This window comes from Marinobacter sp. PE14, assembly GCF_053566155.1.
In genome coordinates this window covers 191,147-205,314 of record NZ_JBQXNY010000005.1, presented here as the reverse complement: position 1 = coordinate 205,314, position 14,168 = coordinate 191,147, and the positions used below count along the sequence as shown (strand labels likewise).

Sequence of the window (14,168 nt, the reverse complement as noted above, 5' to 3'; positions counted from 1 at the left end):
TATGGAACTGTTTGATCTGCCTCTTATCTGGGCATTCATTATTGGCTTCGGCATCATCATGTATGTGTTGATGGACGGTTTCGATCTGGGCGTCGGGATTCTCTTTCCTTTCGCCCCGAACGAGGAAGCCCGGGACACCATGATGAATTCGGTGGCGCCGGTGTGGGACGGCAACGAAACCTGGCTGGTGCTGGGTGGTGCCGGCCTGCTTGCAGCGTTCCCGATGGTGTATTCCATCTTCCTGCCGGCACTGTACATTGGTGTGTTCCTGCTGCTGGCCGGGCTGATCTTCCGGGGCGTGGCCTTCGAGTTCCGCTTCAAGGCCCGCACTTCCCGCTATCTTTGGAACTGGGCCTTTGCGGGCGGTTCCACTGTCGCCTCATTCGCCCAGGGCGCTGTGGTTGGGGCGTATATCCAGGGCTTTGAAACCGCCAACGGCGTGTATGTGGGCGGCGCGCTGGACTGGCTGACGCCATTTACCGTTCTCACAGGCCTGGGAATGCTGGCCGGCTACTCGCTGCTGGGCTCCACCTGGCTGATCATGAAAACCGAGGGGTACCTGCAGCAGTGGGCGTACAAAATCACCCTGCCGCTGCTCCTGGCTGTTCTTGTGGTCTTTGGCATCATCGGTGTCTGGACGCCCTTTGTGGACGAAATGGTCCGAGAGCGCTGGTTCTCGAACCTGAGTATCATCTGGGTTCTGCCGGTTCTGACTCTGCTTTGTGCCATCCAGATTTACCGTTCGGTTCGTGATCGCAAAGACGGCATGCCGTTCGTGGCGACCATGGGGCTGTTTATCACCACCTATCTGGGCCTGGTGGTCAGCCGCTGGCCTTATGTGGTTCCGCCGGAATACACGCTCTGGGACGCAGCGTCCGCCTATGAATCCCAGCTGTTCCTGCTGTTGGGCCTGCTCTTTGTGATCCCGATCGTACTGGTGTACACCGCATGGACCTACTGGGTCTTCCGCGGCAAGGTGCGCGCCGGAGAGGGATACCACTGAGTGGCGGAGCCTCTGGCCAATGATGGTGGAGGAGGTTCCTCCGCCACTGACCAGAAAGCCGTCAAAGGCTGGCTCGCGCAGCTTGCCCTTGGCAATCGCCTCTGGATCCGCAGTGCTGTAGCTGCGGGCACAGTAGCCGGCATAGCGACCATCATTCAGATGGTATTGTTGGCCCGGATAATTCATCTGGGCGTTATTGACGAGGTCCCGGTCACGGACCTCACTCCGCTCTTCCTTTGGCTGATTCTCGCGATGATGGTTCGGGCACTTGGCCAGGGCTTTCAGACGCGTTTTTCTGCCCGTTGCAGCGAACAGGTGCGGCGGGATGCACGGCGTCAGCTCCACAAACACTGGCAGGCCACCGGCCCGGTAGAGCTGGGCCAATCCTCGGCAGGCACGCTTGCCCGGGAATGGATTGACCACGTGGAAGCACTGCACGGTTATTTCGCCCGTTTTCTTCCGCAAATGACGCTGTCGATGATCGTGCCTCTGCTGATCCTCGTCCTCGTGTTCTGGCTGGACTGGCTGGCGGGTATTTTTCTGCTGTTGTCTGCACCGCTGATTCCGCTGTTCATGGCGCTGGTTGGCATGGGTGCGGAAAAGCTAAACCAGCAGCACTTTGAAACCATCAGCCGGCTGTCTGGGCAGTTTCTCGACAAGGTGCGCGGGCTTACAACGCTTCAGTTGTTTGGCCAGACGGCGGGCGCTGCCGAGCTCATCCGCAAACGGTCGGATCACTATCGGCGCGTTACCATGAAAACGCTGCGGATTGCCTTTCTCTCGTCGGCGGTCCTGGAGTTCTTTGCCTCGGTGGCCATTGCCGTTATCGCCATTTACATCGGTTTTGGTTTGCTGGGGTACATCACTTACGGCCCGTCCCAGGATCTCACGCTGTTTTCCGGGCTTCTGATTCTGTTACTGGCCCCGGAGTTCTTCCAGCCCCTGCGGACGTTGTCCCAGCATTATCACGATCGAGCAGCGGCCATGGGCGCCGGCACAGAAATCCTTGAACGGCTTGGTTCGCCAGTGCACTTCGACAAGTCCACCGATAGCGGACCGGTGGCGGGCGCCGATGACCGCATCGAGTTGCGGTCCGTCAGCAAACGCTTTCGGTTGGATCAGACCGTTATTCAAGATCTCTCGCTGACCATTCAAAAAGGGGAAGTGATCGCCCTCACCGGCCCCTCGGGCGGTGGCAAATCCACTCTGTTGCATTTACTGGCGGGCTTTATGGCACCGGATACAGGTGAGCTCCACCTGTTTGGCGAACCGCCGGGCAGTTTCCGGTTCGGTTGGCTGGGGCAGAAAGGCTTTCTGGTTCAGGGTACCTGGGCTGATAACCTCAGGCTGACTACGCCGGACGCCTCCGATATTGCCATTGAAACCGCCCTGCGCAACGTTGGCCTTGGTTCCCTGCTGGACAACCGCCAACAGGGTATCTACAGCCAGGTATCCGAGGAGGGCCAGGGGCTCTCCGGCGGACAGGCCCGGCGGCTGAGCCTGGCACGTATTTTCCTGGCCGATTATGACCTGATTCTGCTGGATGAACCCACCGCAGGCCTCGACAGCGACAGTGAGGTGTTTGTGCTGGAAGCGCTGCACAAACTGGCGGTAGCCGGCAAAACCCTGATCTTCTCCACTCATCACCAGGCGTTGCTCACACTGGCAAACCGGGTTCTGCTCGTCTCCGGCGGGGAGGTTCGGGATGCGTGAGCTGAAACCGTGGCTGGAGCTGATATTCAAGCGGCCCGGGCGTTTGGTGGTGGGTGGTTTCCTGATTGTTGCCACCCTGCTCTCCGGCATTGCCCTGTTGGCCGTTTCCGGCTGGTTCCTTACCAAAACGGCGCTGGTGGGATTGCTTCTGGCTGCCGGAGCGGCGGCCACCATCAACCTCTATGTGCCCGGTGGCGCTATCCGGTTTTTCGCAGTTTCGCGAACGGTGTTCCGGTATCTGGAACGGGTATATAACCACGATACAGTTCTGAGACTGCTTACAGATATCCGCGTGAACCTGTTTTCTCGGCTGTCCCGCGCCACACGCGTACGCCGGGGCGAGCTGAGCGGCGCCCAGTGGCTCTCGCGCCTGACCAGCGATGTCGATGCTCTTGATACTCTGTACCTTCGCTTGATCGCACCTACGTCTCTTGCCGGCCTGGTAACCCTTCTGGTGGTGGTGCTGGCTGCCATTCTGTTTGATGTCGGTACAGCCGTACTGGTGGGCCTGCTGCTGGTGATTGCACTGGCCGTGGCAACGGTTGGTGTTTACCTCAGAACCTGGCAACTTGCGGCCCGGCAAAGCGACCGTCAGGAAGAGTTGCGAACGGCGGTCATCGAACATATTGAAGGTTTCTCCGAACTTACTGCTGCCGGTCGCACTGGCAAACATGCTGCCTGGCTTATGCGCCAGGCCCACCAGGTAACTTCAGAGCAGGCAAAAGCGGATACTCGCGTAGGCTGGCACCTGGCCGGAACCCATCTGCTGGTAAATCTCTCTGCGGCCCTGGCGGTCTGGGCGGGCTTTGCTCTGTTCCAGGCGGGCACGCTATCCGGGCCTGTGTTGGTTTTACTGCCCATTGCTCTGCTTGGGCTGACTGAGGTCTATGCCATGCTGCCTGACGCCTTTGGCAAGCTCGGGGCGACCATCGCTTCTGCGGCGCGGCTGAACCGCGATTGCCGCGAAGAGGAACGGCAGGTTGTGCACCAAGAGAAGGAATTGCCTCAGAAAACTGCTCTCTGTGCAGAAAATATTGCGGTAAAACACGCGGGGTACGCGCCCTTGTTCACGCGCTTCAATCTTGAGATTGAGGATGGCCAACGCATCGGTATTCTGGGCCGCTCCGGCAGTGGAAAGTCTTCACTGGCCGATGTGCTCGCCGGCCTTTTGCCGGTTGCCCAGGGAAGCCTGGCGCGGAGGGGTTGCGTTTACCTGACCCAGAAAACCGTGCTGTTTGAAGATACGTTGCGGGCCAACCTGTTACTGGGCTCACCGGAGGCTACGGATACCGAACTCTGGAGCATGCTGGAGCAGATGGAACTGGCTGAACGCTTCGCCACCGAACCGGATCAACTCGATACCTGGCTGGGCAGCGCCGGAAGCAGGCTCTCAGGCGGCGAGGCACGAAGGGTGGCCCTGGCAAGGGTGTTACTGAATCCAGCTCCCCTGGTGATACTGGATGAACCGTTCACTGGCCTGGATGCCGACACCCGGTCGAGAATAGCAAAACGGATGGAATCGCTTCTGGAAGGGAAAACCGTGGTCAGTCTCGCACACGGGTCGGATGCCCTTCCGGGCACCGACCGTGTGATCTACCTGAGTGGTTAGCGGGTTTCGAGAACTTCGAACGTCAGGCCTGCCTTGCTGGTGAGCCTGTCCATCAGCTTGCCATCCAGCAGAGAGGACGGTGTCCAGAATCCACCCGGCTGATCCGCCGGAATATCGAACGCCAGGCACATGCCCGCTTCGCCCAACATCTTCCCGGTAGAACCGTAGCCCGGATCCTGATCCCCGGTCACTTTGGTGATGATGGTCTTTCCGTCCTCGGTGCGACCAACAAAGCGCAGATCATAAAACCCGGCTTTCTGGGCTTCAGGGCTGGGGCCTTCGCCCGGCTGAGGGACAAATTTCTCCACCAGCCAGCGAGTCGGCTTGATGGCCGAAGCCATCAAGAACGCCCCCAGGCCGCCGGTGACGGCATACGCTGCGAGACGCCCCTTGGTGCCTCGACCGGTCATCATGGCCTCGTCGTAGGTAAATTCCTTGCCATAGCGCGCGTTCTGCATGGCGTTGGAACGATGCACCACCCGCGTGTTGATCGCTGCCATTACGAAAGGCGCGAGCCAGGCGTTAAAGGTCTTGTCGAATTCGGCTCCTTTAAGACTGGGCTGGCGGGTCTTGGAGCGATGCTCCGGTGGGCAGATCGAGAACGGATTGGCCATTTGCTTTCGCAGTTTCGGGTCGGCCGCCGCTTCCTTCACCGCGTTCATCAGGGAAGCAACGGTACCTCCCGAGAATTCGCCTTTCGCGGTCTTCACGCGCATACGGACATCTCGGCATGGCGCACCGAAAGTCTGCTCGGCCTGATTCTGCAGGAACCAGACGCCCATGTCAGACGGAATCGAATCGAAACCGCAGCAGTGGACAATACGCGCTCCGGAGGTTTTCGCCTCCGCCTCGTAACGCTCCACCATCTTGCGAATCCATTGAACTTCGCCGGTGAGATCGCAGTAGTCCGTGCCGGTCTGTACGCAAGCCTTAACCAGCGGCTCGCCGTAAAGCGCATAGGGGCCGACCGTGGATATAATCACACGGGTCTGCTCGCACATGGACTTGAGGGCGGCGTCGTCTGCGGCATCGGCCAGAATCACTGGCAGATCCTTGGCTTTATCGCCAAGGTTGCTCTTGAGCGTGTTGAGTTTGCTCTCCGAGCGCCCTGCAATCGCCCATTTTACCGATTGGCCCACACCGTAGGTCTCGAGCAAGTAACGGGTAAGAATCTGGCCGACGAAGCTGGTGGCACCGAACACCACCAGATCATAGGCTGTTTCTGCGGATTTGGTCATTGCTCTTCCTTAGTAAACAGTGATGACAACAGAAATTGATAACGAATCAATGGTATTTCAGCGGAGCCCGGGAACAGCTTTTTCGCCCATCAGACGCATGAATACGGCAACACCGAGGCCCCAGAAACCGTTAAGGAGCAAGCCGCCCACCCAGGTCTGGGCAGAGACATCAAGCCCTTTCAGGGGGAATACCACCAGCATGGCGACTGCCGTGGGACCTACAGCCCCTACAATGACATGCCCCAGCCAGAACTTCACCCCTGCCAGGCGCCCAAGAATCAGCCACAACAACATGCCCCACAGGCCACCAAAGAACGCCAGTGACACAACCTGGGGCACACCCAGTGGCGGCACCGGTGACAGGTTGAAGGGCGCTGCGGGCACGATGCCCCCGAGCCAGAACAGTGCGAACAGGCCCTGATGAAACACCAGGGTAGCGAGAAAACCACTTGCAAACGCCTTGAACCAAACCATGAACGATCCTCTGTTGGTATGAATAGTCGGCCTTAACCCGTTGATTCTGCTTAGCTCATTGAACAACTGCAACCAATGTTAACAGTTTTGAGCGCTCGTTCTACTTTCCCGTCTACACCAGGAAATCCGTCTTCACGGCCAATCGTTTGTCATACTGCTTGGGGCACACTGGCAGGCAGAGCAAGAAACGATTTCCGGAGGTTCGAATTGATCACCTTTTTGACAGTCTTGAGCATCCTGCTTGTCCTGTTCAGTGGCTTTGTCTGCTGGCAGGTTCTTGAACAGCGCAAAGTGATTGCCCGAATGATGGAGAACGATGATATCGCAGATTCCGAGCAGGAACCGGAGCTGGTTATTACGCTTCGGGTACTGGATCCGATTGCCCTGGCAAAGCGGGAATCACGCTCTGCCCGCGTACTTGCCGACAAACTCCCGGTGATGGTCCGTAAAATGGTGTACCAGGAAGTAATGAAAGAACTCGAGGAAGAGATGACCGAGCGCGAAATCGACGTGGATATGCAGATTGAGTATCGATGATCGCAATGAATGACTGGAGGACCCTGTCATGAATCTGGCCGCAATCGTATTGTTGCTGCTACTGGCCCTGGGGGGATTCTGCATCGCTTACTGGCAGTTGCTGCTCTGCCGCCGGGAAGCCCGGATTCTCAATTCCCATCGTGTGTCGGCGCACAGCGCCATCCAGAAAAGCAGAATGGATCTTCTCGAAGTCCGGAACCGGGCGCGGTTGCTGGAGGACTCGGTCTCGGGTGGTGCGAGCGCGGTAGAAAAGCTGCACAAGGCAATCTCGAACACGACTTTCGGGCTGATTGATCTGTTCTCGAAGGATGAGGAGTTCCGACAGACTGCCCGTAAAGCGCGAGCCAGCCATGACCAGACGAGTCAGCAGATCTACAAAACCGTACGGACTACCAACAAGGCCCTGCACATCCTTGCCGACACCCTGATCATCGGAAAAGCGGAAAAGCGGATCGCGTCCCGCAAGCACGGCAAGGCTCAGGGTTCCGACGAAGGGCAATGAATTTCAGTGGTTAGCGCTTTTCCAGACGTTTCAAAACCACGTCGACTGTCACCTCCAGTGATTCGAGCGCCGCAGCCTTATCAAGGCCCTCTGAGGTGGCTCGGTACAGATGCGGCGTCATGGCCAGAAGATCAGCAATGGTGTCCTGGTCTGGAAGGGTCAGCGGGAAACGAACGACGGTGGGATCCAGCTGTCCGAAACCCTCCGGGGCATCGCTTTCATTGTCTCCGGGCGGCTTCAGCTCGGGGTAAATGATTTCGCGGAGCTCCCGCAAATGGTCCGGACCCGCATCTACCTGAACCACCTCCCCTCCAGGCTTGAGCACCCGGGCAAATTCGCTGTAAACCGGAAAACCGAACAGGCAAAGCACCAGATCCAGCGAGTCCGGCAGTATTGGCAGATTTGCATTGCTGCCGACCACCCACCGTGTCTGTTTGTCCTGTTTGGCGGCGGCCAGAGCTGCCCATTTGGAGATGTCGACGCCGATCATGGAAAGGCTTCTGGTGCCAGCAAGGTTTGCAAGGTGTCGAAGGTAATAACCTTCTCCGGAACCGGCGTCCAGAACCGAACCAGTCCCCTCACTCGGCAGCGATTGCAGCGCGATTTCGCTCACAGAGTCGGCGATTGGTTTGTAGAAGCCTGCATTCAGGAACCTTTGTCTGGCCGCGACCATATCCTTACTGTCACCCGGGTCCAGAGTGCGTTTCTTCTGGACCGGTAACAGATGGACATAGCCTTGCCGCGCAACATCAAAACTGTGCCCATTCTCGCAACGCCAGGTCTTTTCGCTGTGGATGAGCGGGCAACCGTCCAGTGGGCAGGCTAGTGCGTCAAACGGCATGGTGGTCATGGTTCGTGTATCCAGTTCAACAGTCGGGACTCGGTATCATGGCAGGAATTTTGGTTTCACCCAAAAGAAAAGGCACCCGAAGGTGCCTTTTTTCAAGCCGAACAGAAAGTTACAGAACTTTCTTCAGCTCTTCTTCGAGCTGCGGAACCGCTTCGAACAGGTCCGCTACCAGGCCGTAATCGGCAACCTGGAAGATCGGTGCTTCTTCATCCTTGTTGATCGCAACGATCACTTTGGAGTCAGACATACCGGCCAGGTGCTGGATGGCACCAGAAATACCCACAGCGATGTACAGCTGCGGAGCAACAATCTTACCGGTCTGGCCAACCTGCATGTCGTTCGGTACGAAACCGGCGTCAACTGCAGCACGGGATGCGCCAACAGCAGCACCCATCAGATCGGCAACCTGCTCCAGCATCTTGAAGTTGTCGCCGTTCTGCATGCCGCGACCACCGGAAACAACGATACCGGCGCTTGCCAGATCAGGACGGTCAGACTTGGCCAGCTCTTCATTAACGAACTGGGACAGGCCAGCGTCTTTTACTACGTCCAGCTGTTCGACGGCAGCGGAGCCACCTTCGCCAGCAACCGGATCAAACGCCGTCGGACGAACGGTAACCACCTTGATGCTGTCACTGGATTTCACAGTGGCAATCGCGTTACCAGCGTAGATCGGGCGAACGAAGGTGTCTTCGGACTCCACACGCATGATGTCGGAAACCTGGGCAACGTCCAGCAGTGCAGCAACGCGCGGCATGAAGTCTTTACCCACGGTGCCAGCGGCGGCCAGGATGTGGCTGTAGCCCTTACCTACTTCGGCAACCAGCTCACCCAGGTTCTCACCCAGGAAGTGACCATAAGCAGCGTTATCGGCAACCAGTACCTTGTTAACGCCTTCGGCCTTGGCAGCTGCTTCAGCAACGGCACCACAGTTCTCACCGGCAACCAGTACGTCGATGTCTCCGCCGATGGCCTTGGCAGCCGCTACAACATTCAGGGTAGCCTGTTTCAGGCTGCTGTTGTCATGTTCAGCAATTACAAGGATGCTCATTTAGATCACCTTCGCTTCGTTCTTCAGTTTATCGACCAGCTCGGCAACGTCGGCCACTTTCACACCCGCCTGACGGGAAGCAGGTGCTTCAACCTTCAGGGTGGAAAGGCGCGGAGCGATGTCGACACCCAGATCGGCCGGGCTCATGTTGTCCAGCGGCTTCTTCTTTGCCTTCATGATGTTCGGCAGAGAAGCGTAGCGCGGCTCGTTCAGACGCAGGTCGGTAGTAACAACGGCAGGCAGATTCAGAGCAACGGTCATCAGACCACCATCTACCTCACGGGTTACGTTAACCTTGTCGCCCTCAACAACCACTTCGGAAGCGAAAGTGCCCTGACCCATGCCGGTCAGTGCGGCCAGCATCTGGCCAGTCTGGTTGTTATCGGAATCGATGGACTGCTTGCCAAGAATGACCAGCTTGGGCTCTTCTTTCTCAACAACAGCCTTGAGCAGCTTGGCCGCTTCGAGAGACTGAACCTCCTCGTCGGTTTCGACGTGGATACCACGGTCCGCACCCAGCGCCAGCGCAGTGCGAATCTGCTCCTGAGAGGCTTTCGGGCCAATGGATACCACCACGATTTCACTGGCAACACCCTTCTCTTTCAGGCGAACGGCTTCTTCTACCGCGATTTCGCAGAACGGGTTCATTGCCATCTTGACGTTGGCGAGGTCAACACCGGTGTTGTCCGGCTTGACGCGCACCTTTACGTTGTAGTCGATTACTCGTTTTACAGCGACCAGAACCTTCATAGATTCCTCGTTCTTCTACGATGGGTTTATGACTTGCAGTCCTCGCGCAGAGCCTGCCTGAATTCAATGCGCACTAATAATGGAGGCAACACTCAGCAGAATCAATAGCCTCAAACGACGCGCCAGGACTGAACTTTCAGCCAATTCCCCGGTATTGACCGGGGACGGCAATGAGACGATACTAGATTTCGACTCAAAACACACGATGTTTCAGTGTGCTCTTACAATGCCAAAGGACAGAGCGAATTTCAAACAAACGTTTGTTTGATTCTTCAAATACGGTATCCTTTTGGTTATGCGAGTCGGGAAAAACGGCTTGGGGCAGTCGTCTATAGGCACTTTTACCGGTATGATGGCGGCCCAGAATAATTGGCCTGCGGGCACATAATATCCATTAAAGATGTTTGAGGAGACCAACGTGGAACGCGAATCGATGGAATTTGATGTTCTGATCGTCGGCGGCGGCCCGGCGGGCCTGTCGGCAGCGTGCCGTGTCATGCAGCTGGCACAGGAAGCTGGCGAGGAACTCACCGTATGCGTTGTTGAGAAAGGTTCTGAGATCGGCGCCCACATTCTGGCCGGTACCGTATTCGAGCCCACTGCCCTCAACGAACTCTTCCCGGACTGGAAAGAGAAAGGTGCTCCGCTCAACACGCCGGTTACCCGTGACGACATTTTCCTACTGAAGAACCAGGAAGGTGCCACCAAAATCCCCAATGCGTTTGTGCCCAAAAACATGCACAACCATGGCAACTACATAATCAGTCTGGGCAACCTGTGCCGCTGGCTCGCCGAGCAGGCCGAAGGCCTGGGCGTCGAAGTGTATCCCGGATTTGCCGCGTCCGAGACCATCGTTGAGGACGGTCAGGTGAAAGGCATTATTACCGGCGATATGGGTGTGGCCCGTGATGGTTCCGAAAAAGACGGCTACATGCCGGGCATGGAACTGCGCGCCAAATACACTCTCTTCACCGAGGGCTGCCGTGGCCACCTGGGCAAACGCCTGATCAACGAATTCAATCTGGATGAAGGCAAGGATCCCCAGCACTACGGTATCGGCATCAAGGAACTCTGGGATATTGATCCGGCCAAACACGAGCCAGGCCTGGTAGTTCATACCACTGGCTGGCCGCTGAAAGAGACCGGTTCCACCGGCGGCTCCTTCCTGTACCACCTGGAAAACGGCCAGGTTTACGTGGGCCTGATTACGGATCTTTCCTACAGCAACCCGCACCTGAGCCCGTTCGAGGAATTTCAGCGCCTGAAGCATCACCCGGAGATCAAGAAACACCTGGAAGGCGGTAAGCGCGTATCCTACGGCGCCCGTGCAATCACCAAAGGTGGCTACAACGCTCTGCCCAAGATGAGCTTCCCGGGTGGTCTGCTGCTGGGCTGTGATGCAGGCACACTGAACGGCTCCAAGATCAAGGGCTCCCATACTGCCATGAAGTCCGGCATGCTGGGCGCCGAAGCGGTTTTCGAAGCACTCAAGGATGGCAAGAGCGGCGAGGAAATCAGCAGCTTCCAGAAGAAGTTTGAAGACAGCTGGCTGTTCAAGGAACTCTACGCCGAGCGTAACTTCGGCCCGGCCATGCACAAGTTCGGCAACATTGTTGGCGGTGCCATCGCCTTCTTCGAGCAGAACATCCTGCGCGGCAGTCTGCCGATCACCTTCCATGACACCACTCCGGACTACGCTACCCTGAAGCCGGCGGCCGAGTGCAAGAAGGTGACCTATCCCAAGCCGGATAACACTCTGACCTTTGACCGCCTGTCATCGGTGTTTATCTCCAACACCAACCATGAGGAAGATCAGCCGGTACACCTGAAGCTGACAGATTCGGAGCTTCCGATTCGCGACAACCTGCCGAAATACGACGAGCCTGCACAGCGCTACTGTCCGGCTGGCGTGTACGAGGTTGTTGAGAAAGACGACGGCAGTGGTAAGCGCTTCCAGATCAACGCCCAGAACTGTGTTCACTGCAAGACCTGCGATATCAAGGATCCTGCCCAGAACATAAACTGGGTGACTCCGGAAGGCGGCGGCGGCCCGAATTATCCGAACATGTAAGTTCGGCTTCCGGTGATAAAACGGCCCCTCGCGGGCCGTTTTTTTTGGGGCTGTCGGAATGTCGGAATACGGCTGCGCCTATTCCGACCTACGGGGTTGGTGTGAGGCTTCGAATGGTGTCTTTGTAGGTCGTATTAGGCACAGCCGTAATCCGACATGATTATTGTGGGCATAAAAAAACGGCTCCCTCGGGAGCCGTTTTTGATCGCGCTTCAGAAAAGCTTAGTGAGCGTGGCCGTGCTCTTGCTCTTCGTCAGTCGCTTCGCGAGCTTCTACTACTTCTACGTCGAAGTGCAGGGTCTCGCCGGCGAGCGGGTGGTTAGCGTCGATGGTGACGGTCTCGTCGCCAACTTCAACCACGCGAACAACCTGGGGGCCGCCCGGGGTCTGCGCCTGGAACTGCATGCCCGGCTCGATGGTATCGACGCCTTCAAATGCAGACCGCGGAACCGGCTGGATCAGCTCTTCGTTGACTTCGCCGTAGCCTTCGCCGGGTTCTACAGACACCTTAACCTGATCGCCTGCGTTCTTTTCGTTCAGTGCACTTTCCAGTCCACCGATAATGTTCTGTGCACCTTCCAGGTAAGACAGAGGCTCACGACCTTCTACACGGGAGGAGTCAAGCTGCTCTCCCTGATCGTTGGTGAGCGTGTAATGGATGGTGACAACACGAGGTTGGGCCATGTGATCTCCTTGCGTGTCGCAATGACTGTTTAATTGATTTAGGCAATCGAAAGTGATCGTGAACAGCCAGACTGCACAGAGGGACTAACGACCACCGGGCCTCGTTAGAGAGCCAGGCTCATAACAAGTATGAAAACACAGTTTAACAACTGAGCTAATGCGTTTTCTACCGTAATTCTGGGGCCGCGGTACGGGTTTTCAACCACCCTGCCCGATTTTGTAGAAAATTCCGTGGCTGAACACCCCAAGAACCGGGTGCCCGTCTTCATTCCGCTCCACAACATGCTCCGCCAGGTCGTAATAGGCTGCGGTTACCAGTCGCGCTTCAACCCCATGGCGAACCTTTACCACGGGCCTTGGTTCATCGGAGCCTGGATAGGTGGTCACTTCCAGTGGATGGTCCTGGCTGATCTCGAGCGTTTCGCCAACATTGGTGATCAGGGAAATCACCTGTCGGTCGCTCTCTCCAGCCACGGTCAGGGAATGGGCGAGAAGCGGTGCATCCTCCACCTGTATGCGCCACTTTTCAACGGGCGTCACCAGATAGTATTCGCCGTCGCTTTCCCGGCGGAGAATGGTGGAAAACAGACGTACAATCGCTTCTCGAGCCAGCGGCTCGCCTTTGAAGATCCACTGGCCATCACGGCTGATGCGAAGATCCATATCCCCAGACAGCTCGGGGTCCCACTGATCGAGGGGTGGATTCCCGGCATTCCTCACGGTTTCCTCCACCTGCTTTGCAAGATTATCCGGATTCATGCTCATAACCGTGGCTCCCGACTCTCTGAATTACAACCCGCGCATCCACTCCGCGCGCAACGGTGCAGCGCCGGGGTTGGTAATGGCGAGATTTACCTGGTCCAGCATTTTCTGCTTGTCACGGCCCAGCGTGCCCTTCAGCACGAGGTAGTTTGAAGCGTGATCGCTGCGGAAGATGGTCTTATCCAGTTCGAGATGCTCCAGGAAAAGGCGTATCTCTTCAAAGAGCCCCTTTTGAGACAGCGGCACGAAATCGTCACCAAAGCCCTCCCGAAACCGTTCTTCGCCCTGTGGGAAACTGACCACGAGGGTAGAGAGATAATCTGGCTGAGTCTCATTGCAGAGCGTTGCGGTATTGATCGCATGCTGGCGCGAAAGGTTTTCCCCGCCCAGGCCGTTCAGCACCATGACGGAGCTCGTCAGCCCCGCTTCACGGATTTTCAGCAGTGCCGAGCGGGTGGATTCCCAAGTTTCACCCTTGTTGACCCGGCGCAGGATTTCATCATCGCCGGATTCCATACCGACATAGAGAATTTCCAGGCCTGCTTCCTTCAGTTGGGCCAATTCTTCCACGGTCTTTTTGGCGAGATTGCGGGGCAGACAGTAGCTGGAAACCCGCTGAAGATCCGGAAAAGCCTCCCTGAGCTGACCCAGAATTTCCAACAGCCGACGGGTCGGCAACACCATGGCATCGCCGTCTGCCAGGAAGACCCGGCGCATGCCACCCAAGCTGCGAGCTGCATTCCGGATGTCCTGGAGCACGTCTTCAGGCTTGCGGGCCCGAAATTTCTTTTGCGGCTGCGTATACATCTCGCAAAACGTGCACTTATTCCAGGAGCAGCCGTTGGTGACCGGCAGGATCAGTGACTTGGCTTCACTGGGAGGCCGGAAGACCGGCTCTACGTAGTCGATGGGAAAGCTGTACAT

14 protein-coding genes are annotated in these 14,168 nt (G+C 57.1%); 6 read left to right on the top strand and 8 right to left on the bottom strand.

What is annotated here, in order from left to right:
- The first annotated feature begins 1 nt into the window (after position 1).
- The 3 genes from cydB to cydC are packed head-to-tail and all read left to right on the top strand — an operon-like array spanning position 2 to position 4,325.
- Positions 2-1,003, top strand: a complete 1,002-nt coding sequence (cydB, locus tag ACWJ62_RS16980; RefSeq protein WP_449287255.1) for a cytochrome d ubiquinol oxidase subunit II — start codon at positions 2-4, stop codon at positions 1,001-1,003.
- On the top strand, positions 1,004-2,716 hold the full coding sequence (gene cydD, locus ACWJ62_RS16975) for a thiol reductant ABC exporter subunit CydD (protein WP_449287254.1): 1,713 nt from the start codon (positions 1,004-1,006) through the stop codon (positions 2,714-2,716).
- Complete coding sequence (gene cydC, locus ACWJ62_RS16970) at positions 2,709-4,325, top strand: thiol reductant ABC exporter subunit CydC (RefSeq protein WP_449287253.1); 1,617 nt, start codon at positions 2,709-2,711, stop codon at positions 4,323-4,325. The genes cydD and cydC overlap by 8 nt, the downstream gene beginning before the upstream one ends.
- On the opposite strand, the gene ACWJ62_RS16965 is transcribed toward cydC, so the two are convergent.
- Positions 4,322-5,563, bottom strand: a complete 1,242-nt coding sequence (locus tag ACWJ62_RS16965; RefSeq protein WP_449287252.1) for a saccharopine dehydrogenase family protein — start codon at positions 5,561-5,563, stop codon at positions 4,322-4,324. The genes cydC and ACWJ62_RS16965 overlap by 4 nt on opposite strands.
- Before the next feature lie 57 nt (positions 5,564-5,620).
- Entirely contained in the window at positions 5,621-6,037 is a 417-nt protein-coding gene (locus tag ACWJ62_RS16960; RefSeq protein WP_449287251.1) for a hypothetical protein, read from the bottom strand.
- A 207-nt stretch (positions 6,038-6,244) separates the two neighbouring features.
- On the opposite strand from ACWJ62_RS16960, the gene ACWJ62_RS16955 reads away from it, so the two are divergent.
- Positions 6,245-6,574: a hypothetical protein gene (locus tag ACWJ62_RS16955; RefSeq protein WP_041645222.1), complete on the top strand. Its 330-nt coding sequence runs from the start codon at positions 6,245-6,247 to the stop codon at positions 6,572-6,574.
- A gap of 28 nt (positions 6,575-6,602) precedes the next feature.
- Entirely contained in the window at positions 6,603-7,076 is a 474-nt protein-coding gene (locus ACWJ62_RS16950) for a hypothetical protein (protein WP_449287250.1), read from the top strand.
- 10 nt (positions 7,077-7,086) lie between these two features.
- Here ACWJ62_RS16950 and ACWJ62_RS16945 read toward each other — a convergent pair whose 3' ends face one another.
- From ACWJ62_RS16945 to ACWJ62_RS16935, 3 genes are all read right to left on the bottom strand, one after another.
- Positions 7,087-7,926: a putative RNA methyltransferase gene (locus ACWJ62_RS16945; protein ID WP_449287249.1), complete on the bottom strand. Its 840-nt coding sequence runs from the start codon at positions 7,924-7,926 to the stop codon at positions 7,087-7,089.
- 109 nt (positions 7,927-8,035) lie between these two features.
- Complete coding sequence (locus ACWJ62_RS16940) at positions 8,036-8,977, bottom strand: electron transfer flavoprotein subunit alpha/FixB family protein (RefSeq protein WP_113864172.1); 942 nt, start codon at positions 8,975-8,977, stop codon at positions 8,036-8,038.
- Positions 8,978-9,727 carry an electron transfer flavoprotein subunit beta/FixA family protein gene (locus tag ACWJ62_RS16935; protein WP_008171627.1) on the bottom strand — a complete coding sequence of 250 codons (750 nt, stop codon included), beginning with the start codon at positions 9,725-9,727 and terminating at the stop codon, positions 8,978-8,980. It abuts the gene before it with no gap.
- A gap of 418 nt (positions 9,728-10,145) precedes the next feature.
- On the opposite strand from ACWJ62_RS16935, the gene ACWJ62_RS16930 reads away from it, so the two are divergent.
- Positions 10,146-11,798, top strand: coding sequence for an electron transfer flavoprotein-ubiquinone oxidoreductase (locus tag ACWJ62_RS16930; protein WP_449287248.1), 1,653 nt, complete (start codon positions 10,146-10,148; stop codon positions 11,796-11,798).
- Between the two features lie 222 nt (positions 11,799-12,020).
- Here the strand turns inward: ACWJ62_RS16930 and ACWJ62_RS16925 are convergent, their stop codons facing one another.
- The 3 genes from ACWJ62_RS16925 to ACWJ62_RS16915 all read right to left on the bottom strand — a co-directional run bounded on the left by ACWJ62_RS16925 (position 12,021) and on the right by ACWJ62_RS16915 (position 14,168).
- Complete coding sequence (locus ACWJ62_RS16925; protein ID WP_148607078.1) at positions 12,021-12,482, bottom strand: FKBP-type peptidyl-prolyl cis-trans isomerase; 462 nt, start codon at positions 12,480-12,482, stop codon at positions 12,021-12,023.
- 198 nt (positions 12,483-12,680) lie between these two features.
- Positions 12,681-13,247: a DUF1285 domain-containing protein gene (locus ACWJ62_RS16920; RefSeq protein WP_449287247.1), complete on the bottom strand. Its 567-nt coding sequence runs from the start codon at positions 13,245-13,247 to the stop codon at positions 12,681-12,683.
- A gap of 24 nt (positions 13,248-13,271) precedes the next feature.
- Positions 13,272-14,168: a radical SAM protein gene (locus ACWJ62_RS16915; protein ID WP_449287246.1), complete on the bottom strand. Its 897-nt coding sequence runs from the start codon at positions 14,166-14,168 to the stop codon at positions 13,272-13,274.

Bases quoted from the DNA above. Each gene is read 5' to 3' on its own strand.
- cydB (WP_449287255.1), top strand. From the start codon at position 2: ATGGAACTGTTTGATCTGCCTCTTATCTGGGCATTCATTATTGGCTTC.
- cydC (WP_449287253.1), top strand. From the start codon at position 2,709: ATGCGTGAGCTGAAACCGTGGCTGGAGCTGATATTCAAGCGGCCCGGG.
- ACWJ62_RS16965 (WP_449287252.1), bottom strand. From the start codon at position 5,563: ATGACCAAATCCGCAGAAACAGCCTATGATCTGGTGGTGTTCGGTGCC.
- ACWJ62_RS16960 (WP_449287251.1), bottom strand. From the start codon at position 6,037: ATGGTTTGGTTCAAGGCGTTTGCAAGTGGTTTTCTCGCTACCCTGGTG.
- ACWJ62_RS16950 (WP_449287250.1), top strand. From the start codon at position 6,603: ATGAATCTGGCCGCAATCGTATTGTTGCTGCTACTGGCCCTGGGGGGA.
- ACWJ62_RS16945 (WP_449287249.1), bottom strand. From the start codon at position 7,926: ATGACCACCATGCCGTTTGACGCACTAGCCTGCCCACTGGACGGTTGC.
- ACWJ62_RS16940 (WP_113864172.1), bottom strand. From the start codon at position 8,977: ATGAGCATCCTTGTAATTGCTGAACATGACAACAGCAGCCTGAAACAG.
- ACWJ62_RS16935 (WP_008171627.1), bottom strand. From the start codon at position 9,727: ATGAAGGTTCTGGTCGCTGTAAAACGAGTAATCGACTACAACGTAAAG.
- ACWJ62_RS16925 (WP_148607078.1), bottom strand. From the start codon at position 12,482: ATGGCCCAACCTCGTGTTGTCACCATCCATTACACGCTCACCAACGAT.
- ACWJ62_RS16920 (WP_449287247.1), bottom strand. From the start codon at position 13,247: ATGAGCATGAATCCGGATAATCTTGCAAAGCAGGTGGAGGAAACCGTG.
- ACWJ62_RS16915 (WP_449287246.1), bottom strand. From the start codon at position 14,168: ATGTACAGCTTTCCCATCGACTACGTAGAGCCGGTCTTCCGGCCTCCC.